This window comes from Mesorhizobium sp. M0018 (assembly GCF_040323955.1).
GTDB lineage: Bacteria > Pseudomonadota > Alphaproteobacteria > Rhizobiales > Rhizobiaceae > Mesorhizobium.
In genome coordinates, this window is record NZ_JAMYVL010000018.1 from 56,523 (window position 1) to 73,224 (window position 16,702).

Genomic DNA, 16,702 nt, shown 5'->3' on the forward strand with positions numbered 1-16,702 from the left:
GCTGCGAGCGCTATGTCACCGATTCGGACGGCATCGTCCATGTGCCGTCGACCCGTTCAGACCGACGCGGACAATTTGCCCATCATTGCTGAACTTGTAGGTCCCAATTCGCCCTTGCGGGCCACCGACGCGGTAAAGAGCTTGATATCAAACATTCTTTTTGGTTCAGACTCGTGGGACATTCAGACTCGTGGGACATGACCCACACGACGCGCTACCGTGTGTCTCGCCATCACGCCACCGCCATCCGACTTTGAGAAAGATCAGGTAGACCGGTCGAAACGGCCCGATTTGCGAAGCTTCGCAAGCAAGCTCTCTGCCGCGCCGTGATAGTTGGCAGAGGCCTGCTCGGCCATCGGCAGCGAACTCCACACGGTTAATTCGGCCACCAGAAAGTCGTTGTCTGCGTCCACCGGCGCGGATCTAAGTTGTCCGTTTTTATCCATCATGATTGCTACCACGGTGTCGTTTGCGCCGTACCCAATCGCCGCCATCCTCTGAATGCGAGAATCGCCGTCCACGCGAACGTCGAACAAGACAGATCCGCCAGTTTTCTCCGCGATGTCATCCACTCGGTCGGAAAACGCCCGATTCATACCGCCTGTATTGGCAAGTGATTGCTCCAACAAAACCAGTTCAACGTACTCCGCCTTCATGCCGTGACTATGGGCGCACAGGCCCAATCGGCAATCCTACCCGGATCTTTTCACACAGGAATCCCAATGACATCCTCCAACGCGCCGCGGCGTGCGCGGCGACAATCAAGGTGAGACCGAACCAAGCACGAGACAGATGATATTGGTGATGATTGCGATTTCGACGCTGTTCCAGGTGGCTGCGATCAAGCGGTCGTTCTGCCACAACGAAGCGTACCACTCCGTCGTCCCTGATTGTCCTGACCCACAAGCTCCTCCCCAGGAAGAAACTAAGCCTTGAGCGGGCGCGTGGGCGGCTGCAGCGTCCGCAGACGACCCTCCGATCTCTTTCCGCTTCCTCGCAGGAGCGCCAGCTCCATGTTCGGCGTTTGCGCCGATTGCTGAGGGACGGAGACAAGGAACGCGACTGCCTCTCCGCTCGTTGACCGTCTCGACCCGAGTTGCCGTCATGCCCTCCACCTCCATACGCAAAACGGGGTCTGATCCGGAAAGAAGAATCCTCTCGGTCTGGTTTGTAGCCAGCGCCAAGGCATACCGAGTTTGACAGCGTTCCGCCGGAGACCTTTGCCGCGTTCCGGGCCGCATCCGCCAGGGTCGCTATTTCGACGACGCATCGGCAACAACTTCCGGTACCACCTTGTTGCTGCCGGTAGCGACCGGGGGACGACCTGACATTTCGGTGCCGAGTTCGTCCTTTACGCTCCAACCGTCGGTTTGTGGACGCATGGAAGCTCTGGAATACCAGTGGCCCTGATCGCGCATCGCGCGGAAATTTGCGGCTGTTGCGATGCTCCGCCAAGCGGCCGGATGTTCAGCGTCAGACCGCAGTCCGTGCAGGTGGAATCTATCTTGACCAGACGTTCTCTGGCCTCGGCCAGTCGACGTTGTGCAGACCTAATCCTGTCGCACAGCGCGATGTTAATGCCGACGCCGCAGTCTTTGTCCAGCATTTCGGTCGCACGCTGGAGAGACAGCTCCGCTCGTTTCACGCGCTGCCTGGCTTTAGGCAGCTCGATGTTCAAAAGATCGACCATCATTCAAGATCCGAGGGGCCCCTTCGATTGTTAACCGGACCCGGTCGCATTGGTTCCAGTGGGAATCTGCACAGGGATTGGACGCGAGGATTCGTAAGCCTTGGATTGCCGACCAACTGCGGCCACAAAATCTTGCCATCGATTGCGTGCGGCGGCGCTGGCCAGCGGCAGCTCACTAACGGCGCCTCATCGGGCCAAGGTGATCGCCCGAGTACGAGTTTGGAGCCAAGTCGGGTTAAGCAGCCGTGTCGAGCGGCGCCGCCGGCGTCTACGACTAAGCCAGCTTGCCGATGCTAGGTCGGCTTGGCAAAAAACTCCGGCAGGGTATGGACGGTATATTACTCGACCCTAATTAAGCGCCATGTTCCGCTTGCTGCTTAGCTTCGTCTCGTTGTTATTTTCCACCACGCTTCTTTATGCGCAAGAGTGGCAGCCCTTCGGCATTAAGCAGTTTGGCTTTGTATTCGATGCGCCCCCCGGCTTTGTTTTAACTCAGCGTTCCGACCAGGGAGCAGCTTTTCAGGGCAAAAACGAGGCCTTTCTTGCTGTTTGGGGCGCAAGGCTCGGAAAGGCCAGTTTCCGCGCCGAAATAGAGCATCGAATTGTCGAGGATGAAAAGGCGGGCTGGAAAGTGACCTATCGGCGCGTTAAGCCGACGTGGGCCAGTTATTCCGGTATCAGGGACGGGCAAATCCGCTACGTACGCGTCATTGCCGTCTGCAATGACGGTGCGGCGCTCTTTATAATGAACTACAGCAGATCCGAAAAAATCGCCTACGATCCCGTCGTCGTGCGAATGGTGCGATCGCTACGGGCGGAAGGCTGCTAAAGCCTGAGACTTTCAGAAATATGTGTGGACGTTGATCGCGTTGGCCTGCAGCGAAGACTGAGATTTAACGGCAACAGCGGTTCTCGGTCGCCCCGTTCCACCGCCGCACCGCCAACGTGAGGGAATCTGCCGTTTCCGTGGCTCCGCAACGGCGAAACCGAACCAGGCTGGGCGCCTATCCCTCACCGCGACCGCGGCGCAGCCGAGGAGATGGGGATGTTACGGTCCTCTGTTTAGGGCCGATGGTCAAAAAGTTTACCAGCTCCCGACCGGAAGCTGGTCGCAGAGGAAGTCCTTCTCTAAATTCCATAGCAATCCTTTGGTTCGCACCTCCAGTGCACCCCGTGATAAGGGAGTTGCGGCGCAGACTTGAGGCAGATGAAAATGTCGAAGAGCAGGCCTGGGCCGTCAGTGAGCGGCGGGTCTCGGACTCAATGCCTGACGACGCGCCCGTGATCTCGCAATCCCGCGCTTAGGACGTCGGGACCGCTGATGCCACAACAACAAGCAGAGCCGCAGTCGCGACAAACGACGTCGAGGCGAGCAGCAGTCCAATCAGGGTTACGAGACCGTCGCATTCCATCAATGCGACGGCCAAGACTACCAGTGAGAGCACCGGCAGGATATTGCCGAAGGGAATCAGCAGGGCGATAACGACAGCGAGCAGGAAGATCGGAACGCCGAGCGGGTCTGCACCGTCGGGCCCGTCAGGATCTGCAGCCGACCGGTGCGCACCACTTTCTCCACCCGGCTGATCATCGGCACCGAATGACGGACCATAAGACCGAACGCCACAGGCGAAAACTGGCGCTCTCTGATGATGGCGGGCAACCAGACCCTCCGGCTGCCCGCGACGATCTGGAGCGGGACCAGCGCGAGCCCGCTGCCGAACACCGTGCCGAACGGCCCCGGGATCGGCGTCAACGCTGGGATGGCTCGGACATCTCACCCACGCAGCCGGTCCTCACGCATCCTCGCCGGCTCTGTTCAGAGCCCGGACAAGGGCTGGGCATTGCGGGTCCTGGCTATCCAGAAGCTCCGCCGCGCGGTACGGCCAATCGCTATATTGATGGCGGTGGACCGCCGCCCAGCCGTAGTCGCCGGCGGCGCGCTCGATGAGTGGCGGGTCCTGAGACGTCAGGCAGTTCTGAGACTGGCGAACGATCTCCACGGAAGCTTCGCGCGCTCTCCGACCAACTCAAGGAGGCCAGTGGTGACAGCTTCCAATCGAAATATATCGACATGCAGACCCAGGCGCATAAGGAAGCGGTGGCGCTGTTTTCCGCTTACGCAAATTCCGGCGACGATCCGGCTGAAATGAAGGAGTTGCCAAAAAGACGCTGCCAGTGCTGCAGATGCACGAACGTCACGTCAAGGATCTCGCTGCCGCGCATCAATGGCGACGACCGCCAGCGGCTTCGCAAACGGAAACGTCCGGCATGAAGGGAGCGGCTGTCGTCGGGACCCGGGAACAAAGTACCGAGAGTGCCGTTATTCACCTGGCTTATTCCCGAGAGGATCCAACGGGAGGCGGCATTCGCGAGGCGCCAAGGGCAGTAGAGCTGGGTTTCGGCACCGTCCCGATTGCCGCTGTCACAGGCTGAATCGATTTCCGGCCAGGACAGGTTACCATGCGCTACGGCGAGATATTTGCAAACGCAACGGCACTCTTGTTGGTGACGCTGATGATTGGCGGCGTCTTCGTCCTGTTTGGAGAGCCGCTGTGGCCGCGGCACTACGCGAGAATGGTGCTGGTCACGGATATCGATGCCATGACCACCGCGTCAGTCCGAACAAGCTGCCTGCCCAGTCCCTGCCTGCCCGACACCATCGAACATACCGTGCTCACTCCTCGCCCCGAGGACGGACCTTGATTTGCGATTTGCAGACGCTGGAGCTGGGTACGGAAAAGCCCGCCGCCCGAGCTGCGCGGCGGGCTTTTTTGGTGAATCAACCCACGGTAGACCGTCTGGCCACGACTAGGTCAGGATAATCACGATCTTGTAGGTATTCGGGTCGACGATGACGATCCGGCCGTCAGCGAGCACGAAATACTCGTAATTTTCATAAGCCGGAACGATCTTGACGATGCGCGCCGGCAGACGATGCAGCCGGACCTTCTTTCGCGGAACCTCGACGCCGACGGAGATGTCGAAATCGACATTGGAAACGGGTTGGACGTTCGTTTCCTTGATGACCTGAGTGATCTCTGTCTTCTGCTCAACGGTCACATTGCTGATGGAAGCGGTCGAACTCTGGTCCTGCGTCCGCGTCGAGGCATTGCCTTGGGTCTGCTCGGTGGTCGTGGTCCCGGCCTTGCCCTGAGCCTGCTCGTCGGTCTTCATCTTGGTGCTGCCCGTGGCCTGTTGTTCAGTCGTGGCGCCAGCCTTGCCCTGAGCTTGCTCGGTGGTTGTGGTGGTTCCAGCCTTGCCCTGAGCCTGCTGATTGGGCTTTATCTTGGAGCTGCCCTGAGCCTGCTCGGTGGTGGTGGTTCCAGCCTTGCCCTGGGCTTGCTCCTCGGTCTTCATCTTCGTGTTGCCCGTGGCCTGCTGGTCAGTGGTGGCGCCAGCCTTGCCTTGGGCTTGCTGATCGGTCTTCAGTTTCGGTTTGCCTTGGGCTTGCTGGTCAGTCGTAGCGCCAGCATTGCCCTGTGCCTGCTCGCCGGTCTTCAGCTTCGGTTTGCCCTGCGCCTGTTGATCAGTGGTGGCGCCGGCCTTGCCCTGAGCCTGCTCGCCCATCTTGGCGCCGTTCTGGCAATTGGCAGTGCCGGCTGCACAATTGGCGCCGGACTGGTCGTCGGTCGACTGCTGCGTCTGGGCAAGTGCGGCCCCGCAGCTGACGCTGATTGCTAACATGCTGGTGATCAGAACGCCTTTCATGAGAGATCTCCTTGGAAAATGCTTCCCTTCACCCCGCAAAACTGCGGCTAAAAAAGTTTGTTCCAAACTAATGGAGCGAAACGGCAAGCGATCCGATCGGCGGAACTAGCTCCACCCGATAGCGTTACCGGCCTAGTCACCCCGCTGCGAACGGCATGACGCAGCGCAGCGCAGAGGTGGCTCACGACGAAAGGAGACAATCATGAGAATGCATCTTTCCACAGCCGCGGCTGGGTTTTTGCTGCTTGCGGGTATTGGCGCCGCTGCCGCCCAGGATGTGGTCATCGAACCGCAGCAGGAGACGATCGTACGCGAGTATGTGAAAAAGCAGCCTCTGGCGTCCGTCCAGCTCCCCGGCGTGGAGCTCAATGTCGGCTCGACCCTGCCCGATACCGTCGAGCTTCATGAAGTCCCCAACGTCAAATACCGCTACGTCGTCGTCGACAACCAGACCGTCCTGGTCGATCCAGGCACACGCAGGATCGTGAAGGTCATCGAGTGAACAAGCGCGTCGCTTTGAAGGGACATGCGGCGACGTTGAGCGACAATGAAGTACCGCACCGACACCGTGGCTACTGGCCATCGTGGCAAGGACCACGATGCGCATGACAAGGCCCAGGGTAACCAAAGCCCCGCTCCGGCGTTGGGGCGAGGGCGGGGGACGCTTTGGCCGGAGCGGGGTTAGGCTAGGTGGTCACCCCGTGGCAAGCAAAGGCGACCCCAGTTGAGATTAGCGGATTTTGTGGCGCTTTCAATATTTCAATATCCGTGACTGAGTGCCTATCGCCTCAGCGGCGCTGGTAAGGAATCGGGCTTCTCGCAAGAGCGAGTCCCAGTTGAGGTTGCCCAATAGGTTGATGAGATCGCGCGCCTGTTCGACGGTGATCCCCGTTTCTTTGACCAGCCGCAGAATGACCAGGTCGTGCATCGGCGGTGGATTGGCGACTTCGCCGGCATCGCAGAACCTTCCAGCGGCAGCCCAAATCATCGGGACGAGGTAGAGCGTCTGCATTAATGGGCAAGAAGGCCATTCTACAAGCGGACGTTTGTACCTGCTGAACTCAACCGGCTGAGTAATCAACATCAGGCTTAGGCTGCGGTGCATGAGCACGCGGTAGCTGCGCAAGCTTCGCTATACCAGCGCACTCGGTCGTGCGCATTGGCACGCTGGCATGTGCATCGGTGGCGGCAACCGGCAGGGTGGGTGGTTTCAGAGATTGAGTGCCGAAAAGGTCAGGAATAAATCGGGAGCGACTGTTCCCGCGTTGTCCTCGACACGCTTGCCCTCCGCATCCGTCCCTTTGATCTCGGTAGTCCACGCCTCGGTTGGCGCCGATTGCTGGCGGATTTGATATAAGCCTATTTGGGCCGGCGTGCGGCAGCGATGGCCTGCAACAGATTGATGCTGTTCACGTCGGGTTCGCTGGATGCGGCAACGGCAAGTGCGGTGGCTTCGGCTGTTTTCGCGACGTCGTCGCTGCTGATCGTTCCACGCTTTTCCAGCAGATTTACGAGTTCGACAACGAGAAGAAAGGCGTTCACGCCATATCGTTCGGCTCTGAGCTCGAACTCGCCTCGAGCCAATTTCTCCGCGTCTCCTTCAGCCCGTTTGTCCACGTTGGCGTCCTCTCCTATGGCTAGAAGCTATTAACGCTTAGCACGAATGGTTTAATCCTTCGAACTGGCCACAACCTTCGCCAATTGCCGGGCATAGTGTCGCCGGTGGCAGGGGCATGGGTTCAGCCAAGGATGAGACCAACCAACAGAACGGTAATAATAAAGGACAACACGACGGCAAGTAGCCCGCATGCTTCCAAAGTGTTGGTTTGCCAAGCTTTCGTCCGGCGCCTCCGGTTTGAATTGCCGTTTCGCGAAACAAACTTCATCGGGCACCAGATCGGACGCGGAGCCGGCTTGAACCTGGCAAAGCGCTCCTCTTCATCAGCCCGGAAGGCATCTCCGCGAAACTCCGGAGCACCGTATGCGCGGCGCCGGCCTGCCTTTCATCGACGCGGGCCATCACCAGTACGACACCTTCTGCGATCTTCGGCTTGCGCGGCTTCTGGGCAAAATTGGCGAAAGTTCCGAGAAGCACGCCGGCAAAGCCGCCCCAAGCCGCACCGACCAGAGCCATGCCGGTCATCCCCGCGGGATCAACGTCTTGAGCTCCAAAAGCGCTGAAGCCGGCCAACAGACCAGCCGTCGCGCCAAGTGCGGCACCAGCGACGGCACCTCGCCAGAGAGCGCTCATCTCATCGTCGTAATATCCAGCAACGCTGATCGGTTCATCATTGTCGTTGTAAGATCCGACCACGCTGATTTGCCGGCGGCGAATCCCGGCAGCCTGAAGCCTGGCCACGGCACGTGCTGCCTGGGCATGGGAATTGAACAGTCTGCTGATTGTTTGCATTTACGCCCAGGCCCGACGCCCGTTCGGAGCGTCGGGCCTCTCCTCCCTGGCTTGAACTCTTCCGCCCGGACGCATCTTCGTCGCGCCAAAGCTCACCACAACGTGAGCCAGCCGGCTACGTTCCTCAGCCGGGGCTTCGGTCCAATCCTGGAGTATCTTGCTTGGGACCTAAGTCTGACCTGCTTGAGTGCAACGGGCAGTGAGGCCACGCCGAGAGGGAGCCGTTGCCGAATCGAAGAGGTCGAGGAGAGGCTAAGGCCTATCGCAGACCCAAAAAGCTCAAAATGGCGATTATGATCACGATCGCGCCGACCAGCCAGATAATGTTGTTCATCATTGCACTCCTTCGCCTCCGGGCGGGGCGCACGCCGGGGCGAAGCCCGCCACGCAAGTGGAACATTAGATGCGGCTAAAGGTTCCTCGCGGGCCTCGCTGTCGAAAGAGCCACCGCACCAGTCGGCACGGCGGGCGACGCAAAGTTTCACCCCGGTGGGGGCAGAAGACGGCGTTGCGTCCAAGGCTCAGCTGATGCTTCGGGACCAGTCATCTACCTGGCGCTCTGCCTCTTCCTTGGCGATGCCATATCGCTCCTGGATACGTCCCAAAAGCCGGTCCCGGTTGCCCTCGATGCGATCAAGATCGTCGTCGGTGAGGTCACCCCACTGCTCCTTCGCCTTGCCTTTGAACTGCGTCCATTTTCCCTTGATTTGATCCCAGTTCATGTGTTCCTCCTTGCTTGCGCGCCAGCTCGCGTTGTTGAAAGCCACCTTTCAGGAGAAACCGCTCAGGCGATAGGCTCGGTTGATGCCAACAAAAACTGGGTTGCCAATGCCCTTGCTACAAGCCCGGAAGGCTACGCAACGCATCGAGGAGATCAGGAGGACAGCCCGGGGGCTTTGGAACTCGCCTTAATCCGGCAAAAGGATCTGAAGCTTTACGTCCGCGGGCCGGGCTTCGACTGCGCGGTTGAAGGCGTTGATGGAATCTTCGAAGGGGAAGGTCGCCGAAATGAGTGGCTTTAGGTCGACCCGGCCCGACCCCATCAGCGCGATTGCCCGCTCATATTGGTGGGCATATCGGAATACCGTTTCGATGCGAACTTCCTTGGTCGAGGCGGTGGCGACATCGAATGCGATCGGCGCCACCGGCAGGCCGACCACCACTACCGCGCCACCGGGCCGCGGCAGATCGAGCAGGGTCTCCCATGCCTTGGACGAGCCCGAGCATTCAAACACCACGTCGGCGCCCCAGCCATCGGTCAGGCGCTTTACCTCCGCCGCCAGGTTCCTGTCGCGGACGTTGATCGGGATCACGCCTTGATAGCCGCCGGCGATGTCGAGCTTGGGTTGGGCGAGATCTGCAACAACGGCGCGGGCGCAGCCGCCGGCGAGCGCCGCGATCGCCACCATCGTGCCGATTGGCCCTGCGCCAATCACCACCGCCGTGTCGCCCGGCGCGATCTTTGCTTTGGCAGCCGCCTGCATGCCGACAGCGAAGGGCTCCACCATGGCGCCTTCGGCGAAGCTGACATTGTCGGGCAGTTTGAAAGTGTAGTTGGCGGGGTGGACGACATAGGGCGTCAGCACGCCGTGGATCGGCGGCGTTGCCCAGAACCTGACCGCTGGATCGATGTTGTAGAGGCCGAGCCGGCTCGCCCGCGAATTGGGATCGGGGATACCCGGCTCCATGCAGACGCGGTCGCCGACCTTCAGATGCTCGACGCCTTCCCCCGTTTCGGAGACGGTGCCGGTGGCTTCATGGCCCAAGACCATCGGCGCTTCGACCACGAATGGGCCGATGCGGCCATGCGTATAGTAGTGCACGTCGGAGCCGCAAATGCCCACCGTATGGATCTTGATGCGAACTTCGCCCGGGCCGACGGTCTGTGGCAGATCGATGTCACGCAGCTTGAGTTCGTGCTGGCGTTCGAGGACAAGGGCGCGCACGTTCGACATCGACGTAGTCTCCTCTAAAGTTTATTGTAGGGGCCTTCGTGACCTTACTTGCACTCGGCGCGTTCATCATAGCCGCTCGTTCACGGCTTCAAAATCCAGCTCGGAAAACAGGGGTATTGCCTGATTCCGACTATCCGTACCAACTTCCCGGCCAAAGGACTTTGAAGGCCGGCCATGCCGCTGCCGAATGCCCTCGGCGGAGTTCGCCCCGAGACTCCCCACTCCCCACTCCCCAGCCTCCAAGCCAGCAGGCCGGCATCGGTCAGTCATCAACAGGAGTCCAGCAGGTGCGCGATACCCGACGCTACATGCCATGGAACGCTTGCCCAATCCGCTTCTGGTCGATGCGGCCCACCAGGTGAAATGTCCGCCATCGTTTTTTTTGGCGCCAGAAGTTCCCGGTTCGCTTCCGGCCCATAATGCTGCCCGGGCGGCAATGCGCTTCATTAACGTCATTCTCCATCCGAAGCGCTCAGGCCGGAAGCTGCGGTGCGTAAGACGCCGGGTCATTGCCCGCCGCGGATAAGTTTGCAGCTGGACGATATTGGCCAGCCGGGCGATCCCAGCATTTGGCATTGCTTCGGCGAGTCAATACTGAGCCTGCGTTTACGCGCCATCCTTCTCGACAAGACCAACGGCTGGACCCGATCGAGTGCAGACGGGTTCAGTTGGTGCTGGTTGTGGCGGTGAACCCGCACTGCTTCTGTTCCATATCGATCTGCTTCGTGATGCGGATGGCGTTCTGTGCGTAGGCCTCCGTCACGGAGCCACTATTCACAGTCTTGTCCTTCAGCGGGCTCACGCCTGCGCAGAGGTGGAAAACATGCGGCTCGCTGGACTTCGCGGCTCCGTTTTCGGGCGCGATCCAGTAGACGACATCCTGACCGGCGGGGTGGCTCGCGTCCCGCGTCGCCGCCGCCACGGCGGCGGTGTCCGTTGCAATCGCCTGCGCCTGAGCGGCGACATCGGGCGAACAGGCCGTGGTGGGCTGCCCCGACTTGATCTGGGCTGCGCATGCGTTCATATCCTGGGTGTACTGTTCGACCGACGGGGGTTTGAAACTGATCCCCATGACCGTCGCGAGCACGGCCAGCGCGGCGCCGACGCCGCCGGCAACCTTCTTGGTCCGCGGATCCATGTTCTTGTCAGTGAGGATCAGGAAAACCAGCGGGAGGAAGGCAATCAGTGTGATGATTGCGCCGAGCTGGTTTTGGAAGAAGAACCTGGCCGCGTCGGATGCACGAGCCGGATCGTGCCTGTTGGCCGCCTTCCATAGCAAGTTGCCGGCGATTGCGAAAATCGCGATGCCGACCAGAAGGCCGATGACCAGCGGCAGGTGTCCCTGGTCGAACTTGTTCTGGCGAAGCAGCATAATTCCGTAGATCTCGCCGCCAATGGCGACGACCCACGAGAGTGCGGCGAAAAGGCGAAGACGCGTGGCGGAGGACTTCTGGCCCTGCGTCGCTTGCCAATCCTTGGTAACGTCTGGCTTGTTGTCGGTCATTGACCAGATCCCCTGATATCGACACTTCTGCGGGCGGCGTTAGACCAGAAGGCCAACCCGCCCTGCGCAGCGTCATTGAACGAGCGTCACCTGCCTTAGCGACACGGCAAAAATGTGAGCGCCACGGCAGGCCTCATCTCCATTCATGATTCATATTGCGCATGAGTGAATCCGTCCATACCCACGCAGGCAGACGCCTATGCGGCGATGGCTTCGTTCTTGTTAATCTCTGGTTAATCTCTGGCTCGAACTTGACGCTGCCTTGCCTCGCTTCCCGGCGGCGGTCGCCCCATTCCCGACACCAGCCGAAGCGAAGTGACGAACCATTGAACGAGACAGTTCTAACGAGACAAATATTGCGGCAAGATCGACGCGGATAGCGGCCGTGGTGTTGGCTTGCATGCTGACCTCCAGGTGATGTTGGCGATTTCGCTCTGGCAGAGCGCTGGTCGCGATTCAGTCGCCGCATGGACGCCAAGCTTGGCCCCGACCATCTGCATTGATAATAATGCAGATTTGCATTGTCTTATCGCGATAAACAGGAAACGTTTAATATGACAACGTTGACAGTGACGACAAGGGGGCAGGTGACGTTCCGCAAGGACGTGCTGCAACATCTGGGCATCAAGCCGGGCGAGAAGATCGAGCTTGATCTGCTGCCCGACGGTCGGGCGGAATTGAGGGCTGCACGGGCGAAGGGGTCGTTCCGGGACCTCCACGGCTTCCTCAGAGGCAAGACGAACGGCCGGGTGCTCAGCATCGAGGAGATCAACGAGGCGATGGCGGAAGCGGGCGCTGTGGCCGGGTCCGGCGAGGAATGAGGGTTACGGCCGACACGAATGTGCTGCTGCGCGCCTATGTCGCCGATGATGAGGGGCAGGCGGCCATTGCTGTCGACCTGCTGGCCAAAGCGGACATCGTGGCCGTGAGCGTGAAGGCCTTGTGCGAGTTCCCAGGGTTCTGGCCCGGCAGTACCAGACAGAGCGCGAAAATTTGCCGCGGCGATCCGGGCGTTGCTGAACACCGCGAATGGTTGTCGTCAACCGGCCGGCAGTTTCTGCGGGGCAAAAGTCGATCAGTGGGTTGCGAAACCGCCGCTGACCAGGTTTGGCAAGTACTGGACGTCAAGCCGCATTTGCGCAGGGCTCGGCGTCCCGGAAGCATCGCCGATGCCTGCGCAGTGACTGCGTCCTTGTTATAGCCAGCATCGCCAACAATCGCCCAGCCTGGCCCGTATGGCGCTGCGCCAGCGAGCGGCCTCTCGCGCCTTGCTGCGCCAAGACGGTCGGCGAAGGCAGGCCATCCCGGCTCCGATCAAGAGCCCCGCGCGCCAGCCGGGCCACCAAGGTTGCCGCGATCACCCTTGATGTCGTAGAGCCTACGGTCGGCGGTTAAAATTGGTGGAGAAGGATATATGCCAGAGCACCTGAAACTCGTCTCGACTGCCAAGTCGCATGGCGGCGCCCAGCATGTTTACTCGCATCTCTCCACGAACTGCTCGTGCGAAATGACGTTTGCCATTTTCGTGCCTCCGCAGGCACGGGAAAGCCGTTGTCCCGTGGTCTGGTACCTCTCCGGGCTCACCTGCACCCATGCAAATGTGATGGAAAAAGGTGAATACAGACGTATTGCCGCCGAACTTGGCGTGATCGTTGTCTGTCCCGACACCAGCCCGCGTGGTGCCGACATTCCGGATGAAAAGGACAATTGGCAGTTCGGCAGCGGCGCCGGTTTCTACCTTGACGCGACGCAAGAGCCGTATGCCAAGAACTATCGCATGTATTCCTATATCGTCGAGGAGCTGCCAGCCGTGATCGGGCGCGAATTTCCCGCCGATATGGCGCGCCAGTCGATCTTCGGCCATTCGATGGGCGGGCATGGCGCGCTGACGATCGCACTGAACAATCCCGGGCGTTTCAGAAGTTGCTCGGCCTTTGCGCCGATCGTGCAGCCAAGCACAGCCGGCTGGTCGAAGCCGGCTTTCGAAAAATATCTCGGCCTGGATGAGGCCTCGTGGCGGCGCTACGATGCAACTTCGCTCATCGAGGATGGGCACCGTTTCCCGGAATTCCTGGTCGATCAGGGAACGTCAGACGGTTTCCTCCAGGAGGGCCTCAGGCCTTGGCTGCTCGAAGACGCCTGCTCCAAGGCAGGCATTCCGTTGAAATTGCGGATGCAGGACGAATACGATCACTCCTATTTTTTCATTTCGACATTCATGCATGACCATATGACGTGGCATGCCCAACGGCTTTCACGAGGGTAGGCCGTAGGAATTGGTCGGCAGTCAGGCGGGCTCGGTGACGACGCCGATGCGCCGGTAGACGAATGGTTCGTCCTTCGAAGGAACCGTCGCAGCGCGCTGGGCCTCGTCGATCAGCATTGCCATGCGCGCATGGATCGGCGATTTCGCGCAAGCCGGGTCCGTCGCGGCGGCATCGCCGGCGATTGCCATCGCCTGGCAGCGACAGCCGCCCCAGTCGATCTCGCGCCGCTCACAGTTGCGGCAGGGCTCCTGCATCCAGTCCGTGCCTCGAAAGGCATTAAATGCCGGGGAATCGGTCCAGATCGCGGCCAGGCTGCGTGATCCAAAACGCTCGAAGCCGAGCGACGGTATGGTCTGGGCGGCATGGCATGGCAGTACGGTGCCGTCCGGCGTCACCATGAAGGCGTCGCGCGCCCAGCCGCCCATGCACGGCTTGGGATAGACGGCGAAATAATCCGGCGTGACGAAATCTATGTTCATGATGCCGGTGAGCCGTTCGCGCGCCGCCGCGACGATCTCCGCCTGGCGGTCGACGGCCGCACGCTCGGGCATCAGTTGATCGCGATTGGTCAGCGCCCAGCCGGCGTACTGCACGTTGGCGATCTCGAGACGCTCCGCACCCAGCGAAAGGGCCAGATCGATGAATTCCGGTACCTCCTCGATATTGTGGCGATGGATCGGCGCGTTGATGGTAAGCGGCAAGCCGGCCGCGCGAGCGCGGCGTGCCGTCTCCAGCTTCTTTTCGTGGCTGCCCCTGTGATTGCCGATGCGCTCGGTGGTCGCCGGCCGTGCGCCTTGAAAGCTCAGTTGCAGATGGTCGAGCCCGGCTTCGGCAAATGCCTCGATGCGGCCATCCGCAATGCCGACCCCGGCGGTGATCAGGTTGGTGTAGACGCCGCGCGCCGAAAGCCCGGCGATCAATTGCTCGAGATCGCGACGCAGCGTCGGTTCACCGCCGGACAGATGCACCTGGAGAACGCCAAGGTCGGCCGCCTGCGAGAACAAGTCGAGCCAGCTCTGCGTGTCGAGTTCGCGATTGGCCCTCAGCAATTCGAGCGGATTGGAGCAATAGGGGCATTGCAGCGGGCAGCGATGCGTCAGTTCCGCCAGCATGCCGATCGGGGGGAGAGGGGGCTCGCTCATAGCTTCACCAGCAGCTTGTCCGACCATTCCTGCAGGAAGGCGACGACATCGGCCGCCACAGCCTCCCGTTCGGCATCATAATCTGCGGCAAGGCCGGCAATGATGTCACCGACCGTGGACCGTCCGTCGCAGCGGCGCAATATGTCGAGGCTGATGTCGTTTGGCCAGAACACCTTTTCGGGCGAAAGCACGGCGAACGCCTGGCGCACGGGGTCATGCTGTATGCGCACGTGCTTCGGCAGCGATGGAACCGACTGCAGCGACACCATGGCTCTTTCGCGCAGTGCCATCATTGGGCTGCCTCGGGACGGAAGGCGCCGGGCGGGATATTGCCCGGCTCGCCATAGGCGTGTTGAAGCGCGTCGAGCATGGCCCAGAGTATATCGCATTTGAACACCAGTGCATCGATCGCCTGCTGCTGGCGTTCCGCCGCGTCGGCATGTTCGAGCACATAGGCGAGGGCGAAGTCGGCGTCGCGCGAGGCCTGTTCGGGGCGTCGGGTGAAATAGGCCAGCGTGTCCTCGGTGATATAATCGTATTTGGCCAGCATCGCGGGTACCCGCTCGCCGATGATGAGCGGCGAGAACATCTCGGTCAGCGACGACGCGACCGCCTCCAGCAGGGTCCGGCTCGTGCAAAAGGAGAGGTAAGCGCCAACCGCAAAACGTGTCGCCGGCAGGGCCAGCCTCTCGCTCTTCACCGCGTCGGTATCGAGACCGAGCGAGGTCGCCAGGTGCAACCAGCGCGCAATACCGCCGCTCCAGCCGTCCTCGCCGTCATGATCCTCGATGCGTTTGCGCCAGGCGGCGCGAAACGCCGGATCCTCGGCATGCGCGAGGATCATGGCGTCCTTGCGCGGAATGACCGCCTGATAGCAATAGCGGTTCAGCGCCCAGGCCTGCATCTCGGTCCTCGACAGCGCACCGCTGGTCATCCTGTGATGGAAAGGATGGCGGTTGTGATAGCGCTCGGCACCGACCTGCCGCAGCACTGCTTCGAGCTCGCTTGAGGACAGGCCGTTGCTGGCCGCGTCGTGGAAATCACTCAAAGTTCTATCTCCATCCCGTCGCAGGCCACTTCCCAGCCAGCCGCTTCGACGGCTGCATGCTCGGCAGAATTCTCGTCCAGAACAGGATTGGTGTTGTTGATGTGGACGAAGACACGGCGGCCGATCCTCACATCGGCCAAGCCGGCGATCGACCCCGCGTCTCCCGACATTGCCAGATGCCCCATGCGTGCACCGGTCTTTTGGCCGACGCCGGCAGCAAACATCTCGTCGTCGGTGAAGACCGTGCCGTCGAACAGAAGGCATGCGGCATCGGCTAGCCGCGTGCGCAGGGTCGCATCGATGCGGGCGCAGCCGGGGATGTAGAAGACGGAGCCGCGACTGCCGGCACCGGCGATACGGACGCCGATCGTGTCGCCGGCATCGGAGCTGAAATTGGCATCCGGCTGGCCTCTTTCTTCGAGATAGAGGGCTATCTTCCCGGGCACGGGAAAGCTCTCGACAGCCACCCCGGTGTCGTGGCCGTCTGCGTCGCAGATCGACAGTTCTTGCGCCGGCGGCAAGATGCGTCGCGGCACGAGCGCCGGATCGAGGACATTGAAAATCGAATTCTCCTCCAGCGTCGCCAGAACCTGTGTCGTTGCATAGATAGCGAAAGGCTGCCGCTCACGCAGGCTGAGCAGGCCGGCGACATGATCGACATCGGCATTGGTCAGCACTACCGCGCGAATAGGCGTCGAGCGCAGCGGCGCATCGTGCGCGGGCTGCAATTCAGGCGTTGCCGCGATCTGCTGGCGAATGTCGGGCGAGGCGTTGAACAGAACCCAGCCGAGGCCATCCGCCGACGCGGCGACACTCGATTGGGTTCGTGAATGCACACCAGCTACCCCGGTGCGAGCCGCACGGCTCAGACGATAATTGCAGTTCCATTGCGGAAAGCCGCCGCCGGCCGCCGATCCGATGATTCTCAAGCGCATGAAAACGCCCGCCCCGCGGCTTCTCTGACCAGCAGCCAATTTG

20 protein-coding genes and 1 pseudogene are annotated in these 16,702 nt (G+C 60.8%); 7 read left to right on the plus strand and 14 right to left on the minus strand.

Annotation, left to right across the window (positions count from 1 at the left end; all coding sequences use genetic code 11):
- Positions 1-263: 263 nt before the first annotated feature.
- Together NKJ81_RS23085 and NKJ81_RS23090 are read right to left on the minus strand one after the other, a co-directional pair.
- A complete protein-coding gene (locus tag NKJ81_RS23085; protein WP_353016357.1) occupies positions 264-656 on the minus strand; it encodes a hypothetical protein in 393 nt (130 codons plus the stop codon).
- Between the two features lie 695 nt (positions 657-1,351).
- Positions 1,352-1,693, minus strand: a complete 342-nt coding sequence (locus NKJ81_RS23090; RefSeq protein ID WP_352541854.1) for a hypothetical protein — start codon at positions 1,691-1,693, stop codon at positions 1,352-1,354.
- 358 nt (positions 1,694-2,051) lie between these two features.
- Here NKJ81_RS23090 and NKJ81_RS23095 point away from each other — a divergent pair, with 358 nt between their 5' ends.
- On the plus strand, positions 2,052-2,519 hold the full coding sequence (locus tag NKJ81_RS23095) for a hypothetical protein (protein WP_352474337.1): 468 nt from the start codon (positions 2,052-2,054) through the stop codon (positions 2,517-2,519).
- A 472-nt stretch (positions 2,520-2,991) separates the two neighbouring features.
- Here NKJ81_RS23095 and NKJ81_RS23100 read toward each other — a convergent pair.
- A pseudogene (locus NKJ81_RS23100) lies at positions 2,992-3,413 on the minus strand (exopolysaccharide biosynthesis protein).
- Positions 3,414-3,638: 225 nt separating this feature from the next.
- Here NKJ81_RS23100 and NKJ81_RS23105 point away from each other — a divergent pair.
- Both NKJ81_RS23105 and NKJ81_RS23110 read left to right on the plus strand, forming a co-directional pair.
- Complete coding sequence (locus NKJ81_RS23105; protein ID WP_352541855.1) at positions 3,639-3,962, plus strand: DUF4142 domain-containing protein; 324 nt, start codon at positions 3,639-3,641, stop codon at positions 3,960-3,962.
- A gap of 188 nt (positions 3,963-4,150) precedes the next feature.
- Positions 4,151-4,393, plus strand: a complete 243-nt coding sequence (locus NKJ81_RS23110) for a polymerase (protein WP_352541856.1) — start codon at positions 4,151-4,153, stop codon at positions 4,391-4,393.
- 105 nt (positions 4,394-4,498) lie between these two features.
- Here NKJ81_RS23110 and NKJ81_RS23115 read toward each other — a convergent pair whose 3' ends face one another.
- Complete coding sequence (locus NKJ81_RS23115) at positions 4,499-5,398, minus strand: DUF1236 domain-containing protein (RefSeq protein ID WP_352541857.1); 900 nt, start codon at positions 5,396-5,398, stop codon at positions 4,499-4,501.
- A gap of 202 nt (positions 5,399-5,600) precedes the next feature.
- Here NKJ81_RS23115 and NKJ81_RS23120 point away from each other — a divergent pair, with 202 nt between their 5' ends.
- A complete protein-coding gene (locus NKJ81_RS23120) occupies positions 5,601-5,900 on the plus strand; it encodes a DUF1236 domain-containing protein (RefSeq protein WP_352541859.1) in 300 nt (99 codons plus the stop codon).
- A 249-nt stretch (positions 5,901-6,149) separates the two neighbouring features.
- On the opposite strand, the gene NKJ81_RS23125 is transcribed toward NKJ81_RS23120, so the two are convergent.
- The 6 genes from NKJ81_RS23125 to NKJ81_RS23150 all read right to left on the minus strand — a co-directional run bounded on the left by NKJ81_RS23125 (position 6,150) and on the right by NKJ81_RS23150 (position 11,267).
- The gene (locus tag NKJ81_RS23125; RefSeq protein ID WP_352541860.1) at positions 6,150-6,524 is read right to left on the minus strand and encodes a hypothetical protein; all 375 of its coding nucleotides are present in this window, start codon (positions 6,522-6,524) and stop codon (positions 6,150-6,152) included.
- Between the two features lie 233 nt (positions 6,525-6,757).
- A complete protein-coding gene (locus NKJ81_RS23130) occupies positions 6,758-7,015 on the minus strand; it encodes a hypothetical protein (RefSeq protein WP_352541861.1) in 258 nt (85 codons plus the stop codon).
- A 265-nt stretch (positions 7,016-7,280) separates the two neighbouring features.
- Positions 7,281-7,808: a hypothetical protein gene (locus tag NKJ81_RS23135; RefSeq protein ID WP_352541862.1), complete on the minus strand. Its 528-nt coding sequence runs from the start codon at positions 7,806-7,808 to the stop codon at positions 7,281-7,283.
- Positions 7,809-8,329: 521 nt separating this feature from the next.
- Complete coding sequence (locus NKJ81_RS23140) at positions 8,330-8,530, minus strand: CsbD family protein (protein WP_352541863.1); 201 nt, start codon at positions 8,528-8,530, stop codon at positions 8,330-8,332.
- Positions 8,531-8,716: 186 nt separating this feature from the next.
- Complete coding sequence (locus NKJ81_RS23145; protein ID WP_352541864.1) at positions 8,717-9,763, minus strand: NAD(P)-dependent alcohol dehydrogenase; 1,047 nt, start codon at positions 9,761-9,763, stop codon at positions 8,717-8,719.
- Positions 9,764-10,427: 664 nt separating this feature from the next.
- A complete protein-coding gene (locus tag NKJ81_RS23150; RefSeq protein WP_352474932.1) occupies positions 10,428-11,267 on the minus strand; it encodes a succinate dehydrogenase/fumarate reductase transmembrane subunit in 840 nt (279 codons plus the stop codon).
- 554 nt (positions 11,268-11,821) lie between these two features.
- On the opposite strand from NKJ81_RS23150, the gene NKJ81_RS23155 reads away from it, so the two are divergent.
- From NKJ81_RS23155 to fghA, 3 genes are all read left to right on the plus strand, one after another.
- Positions 11,822-12,088, plus strand: a complete 267-nt coding sequence (locus NKJ81_RS23155) for an AbrB/MazE/SpoVT family DNA-binding domain-containing protein (protein WP_352503269.1) — start codon at positions 11,822-11,824, stop codon at positions 12,086-12,088.
- Positions 12,085-12,468: a PIN domain-containing protein gene (locus tag NKJ81_RS23160; RefSeq protein WP_352541865.1), complete on the plus strand. Its 384-nt coding sequence runs from the start codon at positions 12,085-12,087 to the stop codon at positions 12,466-12,468. Before NKJ81_RS23155 ends, NKJ81_RS23160 begins: the two co-directional genes overlap by 4 nt.
- Positions 12,469-12,681: 213 nt before the next feature.
- Positions 12,682-13,533 carry an S-formylglutathione hydrolase gene (fghA, locus tag NKJ81_RS23165; protein WP_352541866.1) on the plus strand — a complete coding sequence of 284 codons (852 nt, stop codon included), beginning with the start codon at positions 12,682-12,684 and terminating at the stop codon, positions 13,531-13,533.
- Between the two features lie 21 nt (positions 13,534-13,554).
- Here the strand turns inward: fghA and pqqE are convergent, their stop codons facing one another.
- The 4 genes from pqqE to pqqB are packed head-to-tail and all read right to left on the minus strand — an operon-like array spanning position 13,555 to position 16,659.
- Positions 13,555-14,676 (minus strand): pyrroloquinoline quinone biosynthesis protein PqqE, encoded by a 1,122-nt coding sequence (gene pqqE / locus NKJ81_RS23170; RefSeq protein WP_352541867.1) that lies wholly within the window; start codon positions 14,674-14,676, stop codon positions 13,555-13,557.
- A complete protein-coding gene (pqqD, locus tag NKJ81_RS23175) occupies positions 14,673-14,969 on the minus strand; it encodes a pyrroloquinoline quinone biosynthesis peptide chaperone PqqD (RefSeq protein WP_352541868.1) in 297 nt (98 codons plus the stop codon). Before pqqD ends, pqqE begins: the two co-directional genes overlap by 4 nt.
- Positions 14,966-15,724 (minus strand): pyrroloquinoline-quinone synthase PqqC, encoded by a 759-nt coding sequence (gene pqqC, locus NKJ81_RS23180; protein ID WP_352541869.1) that lies wholly within the window; start codon positions 15,722-15,724, stop codon positions 14,966-14,968. The genes pqqD and pqqC overlap by 4 nt, the downstream gene beginning before the upstream one ends.
- Complete coding sequence (gene pqqB / locus NKJ81_RS23185; RefSeq protein WP_352541870.1) at positions 15,721-16,659, minus strand: pyrroloquinoline quinone biosynthesis protein PqqB; 939 nt, start codon at positions 16,657-16,659, stop codon at positions 15,721-15,723. The genes pqqC and pqqB overlap by 4 nt, the downstream gene beginning before the upstream one ends.
- Positions 16,660-16,702 lie beyond the last annotated feature (43 nt).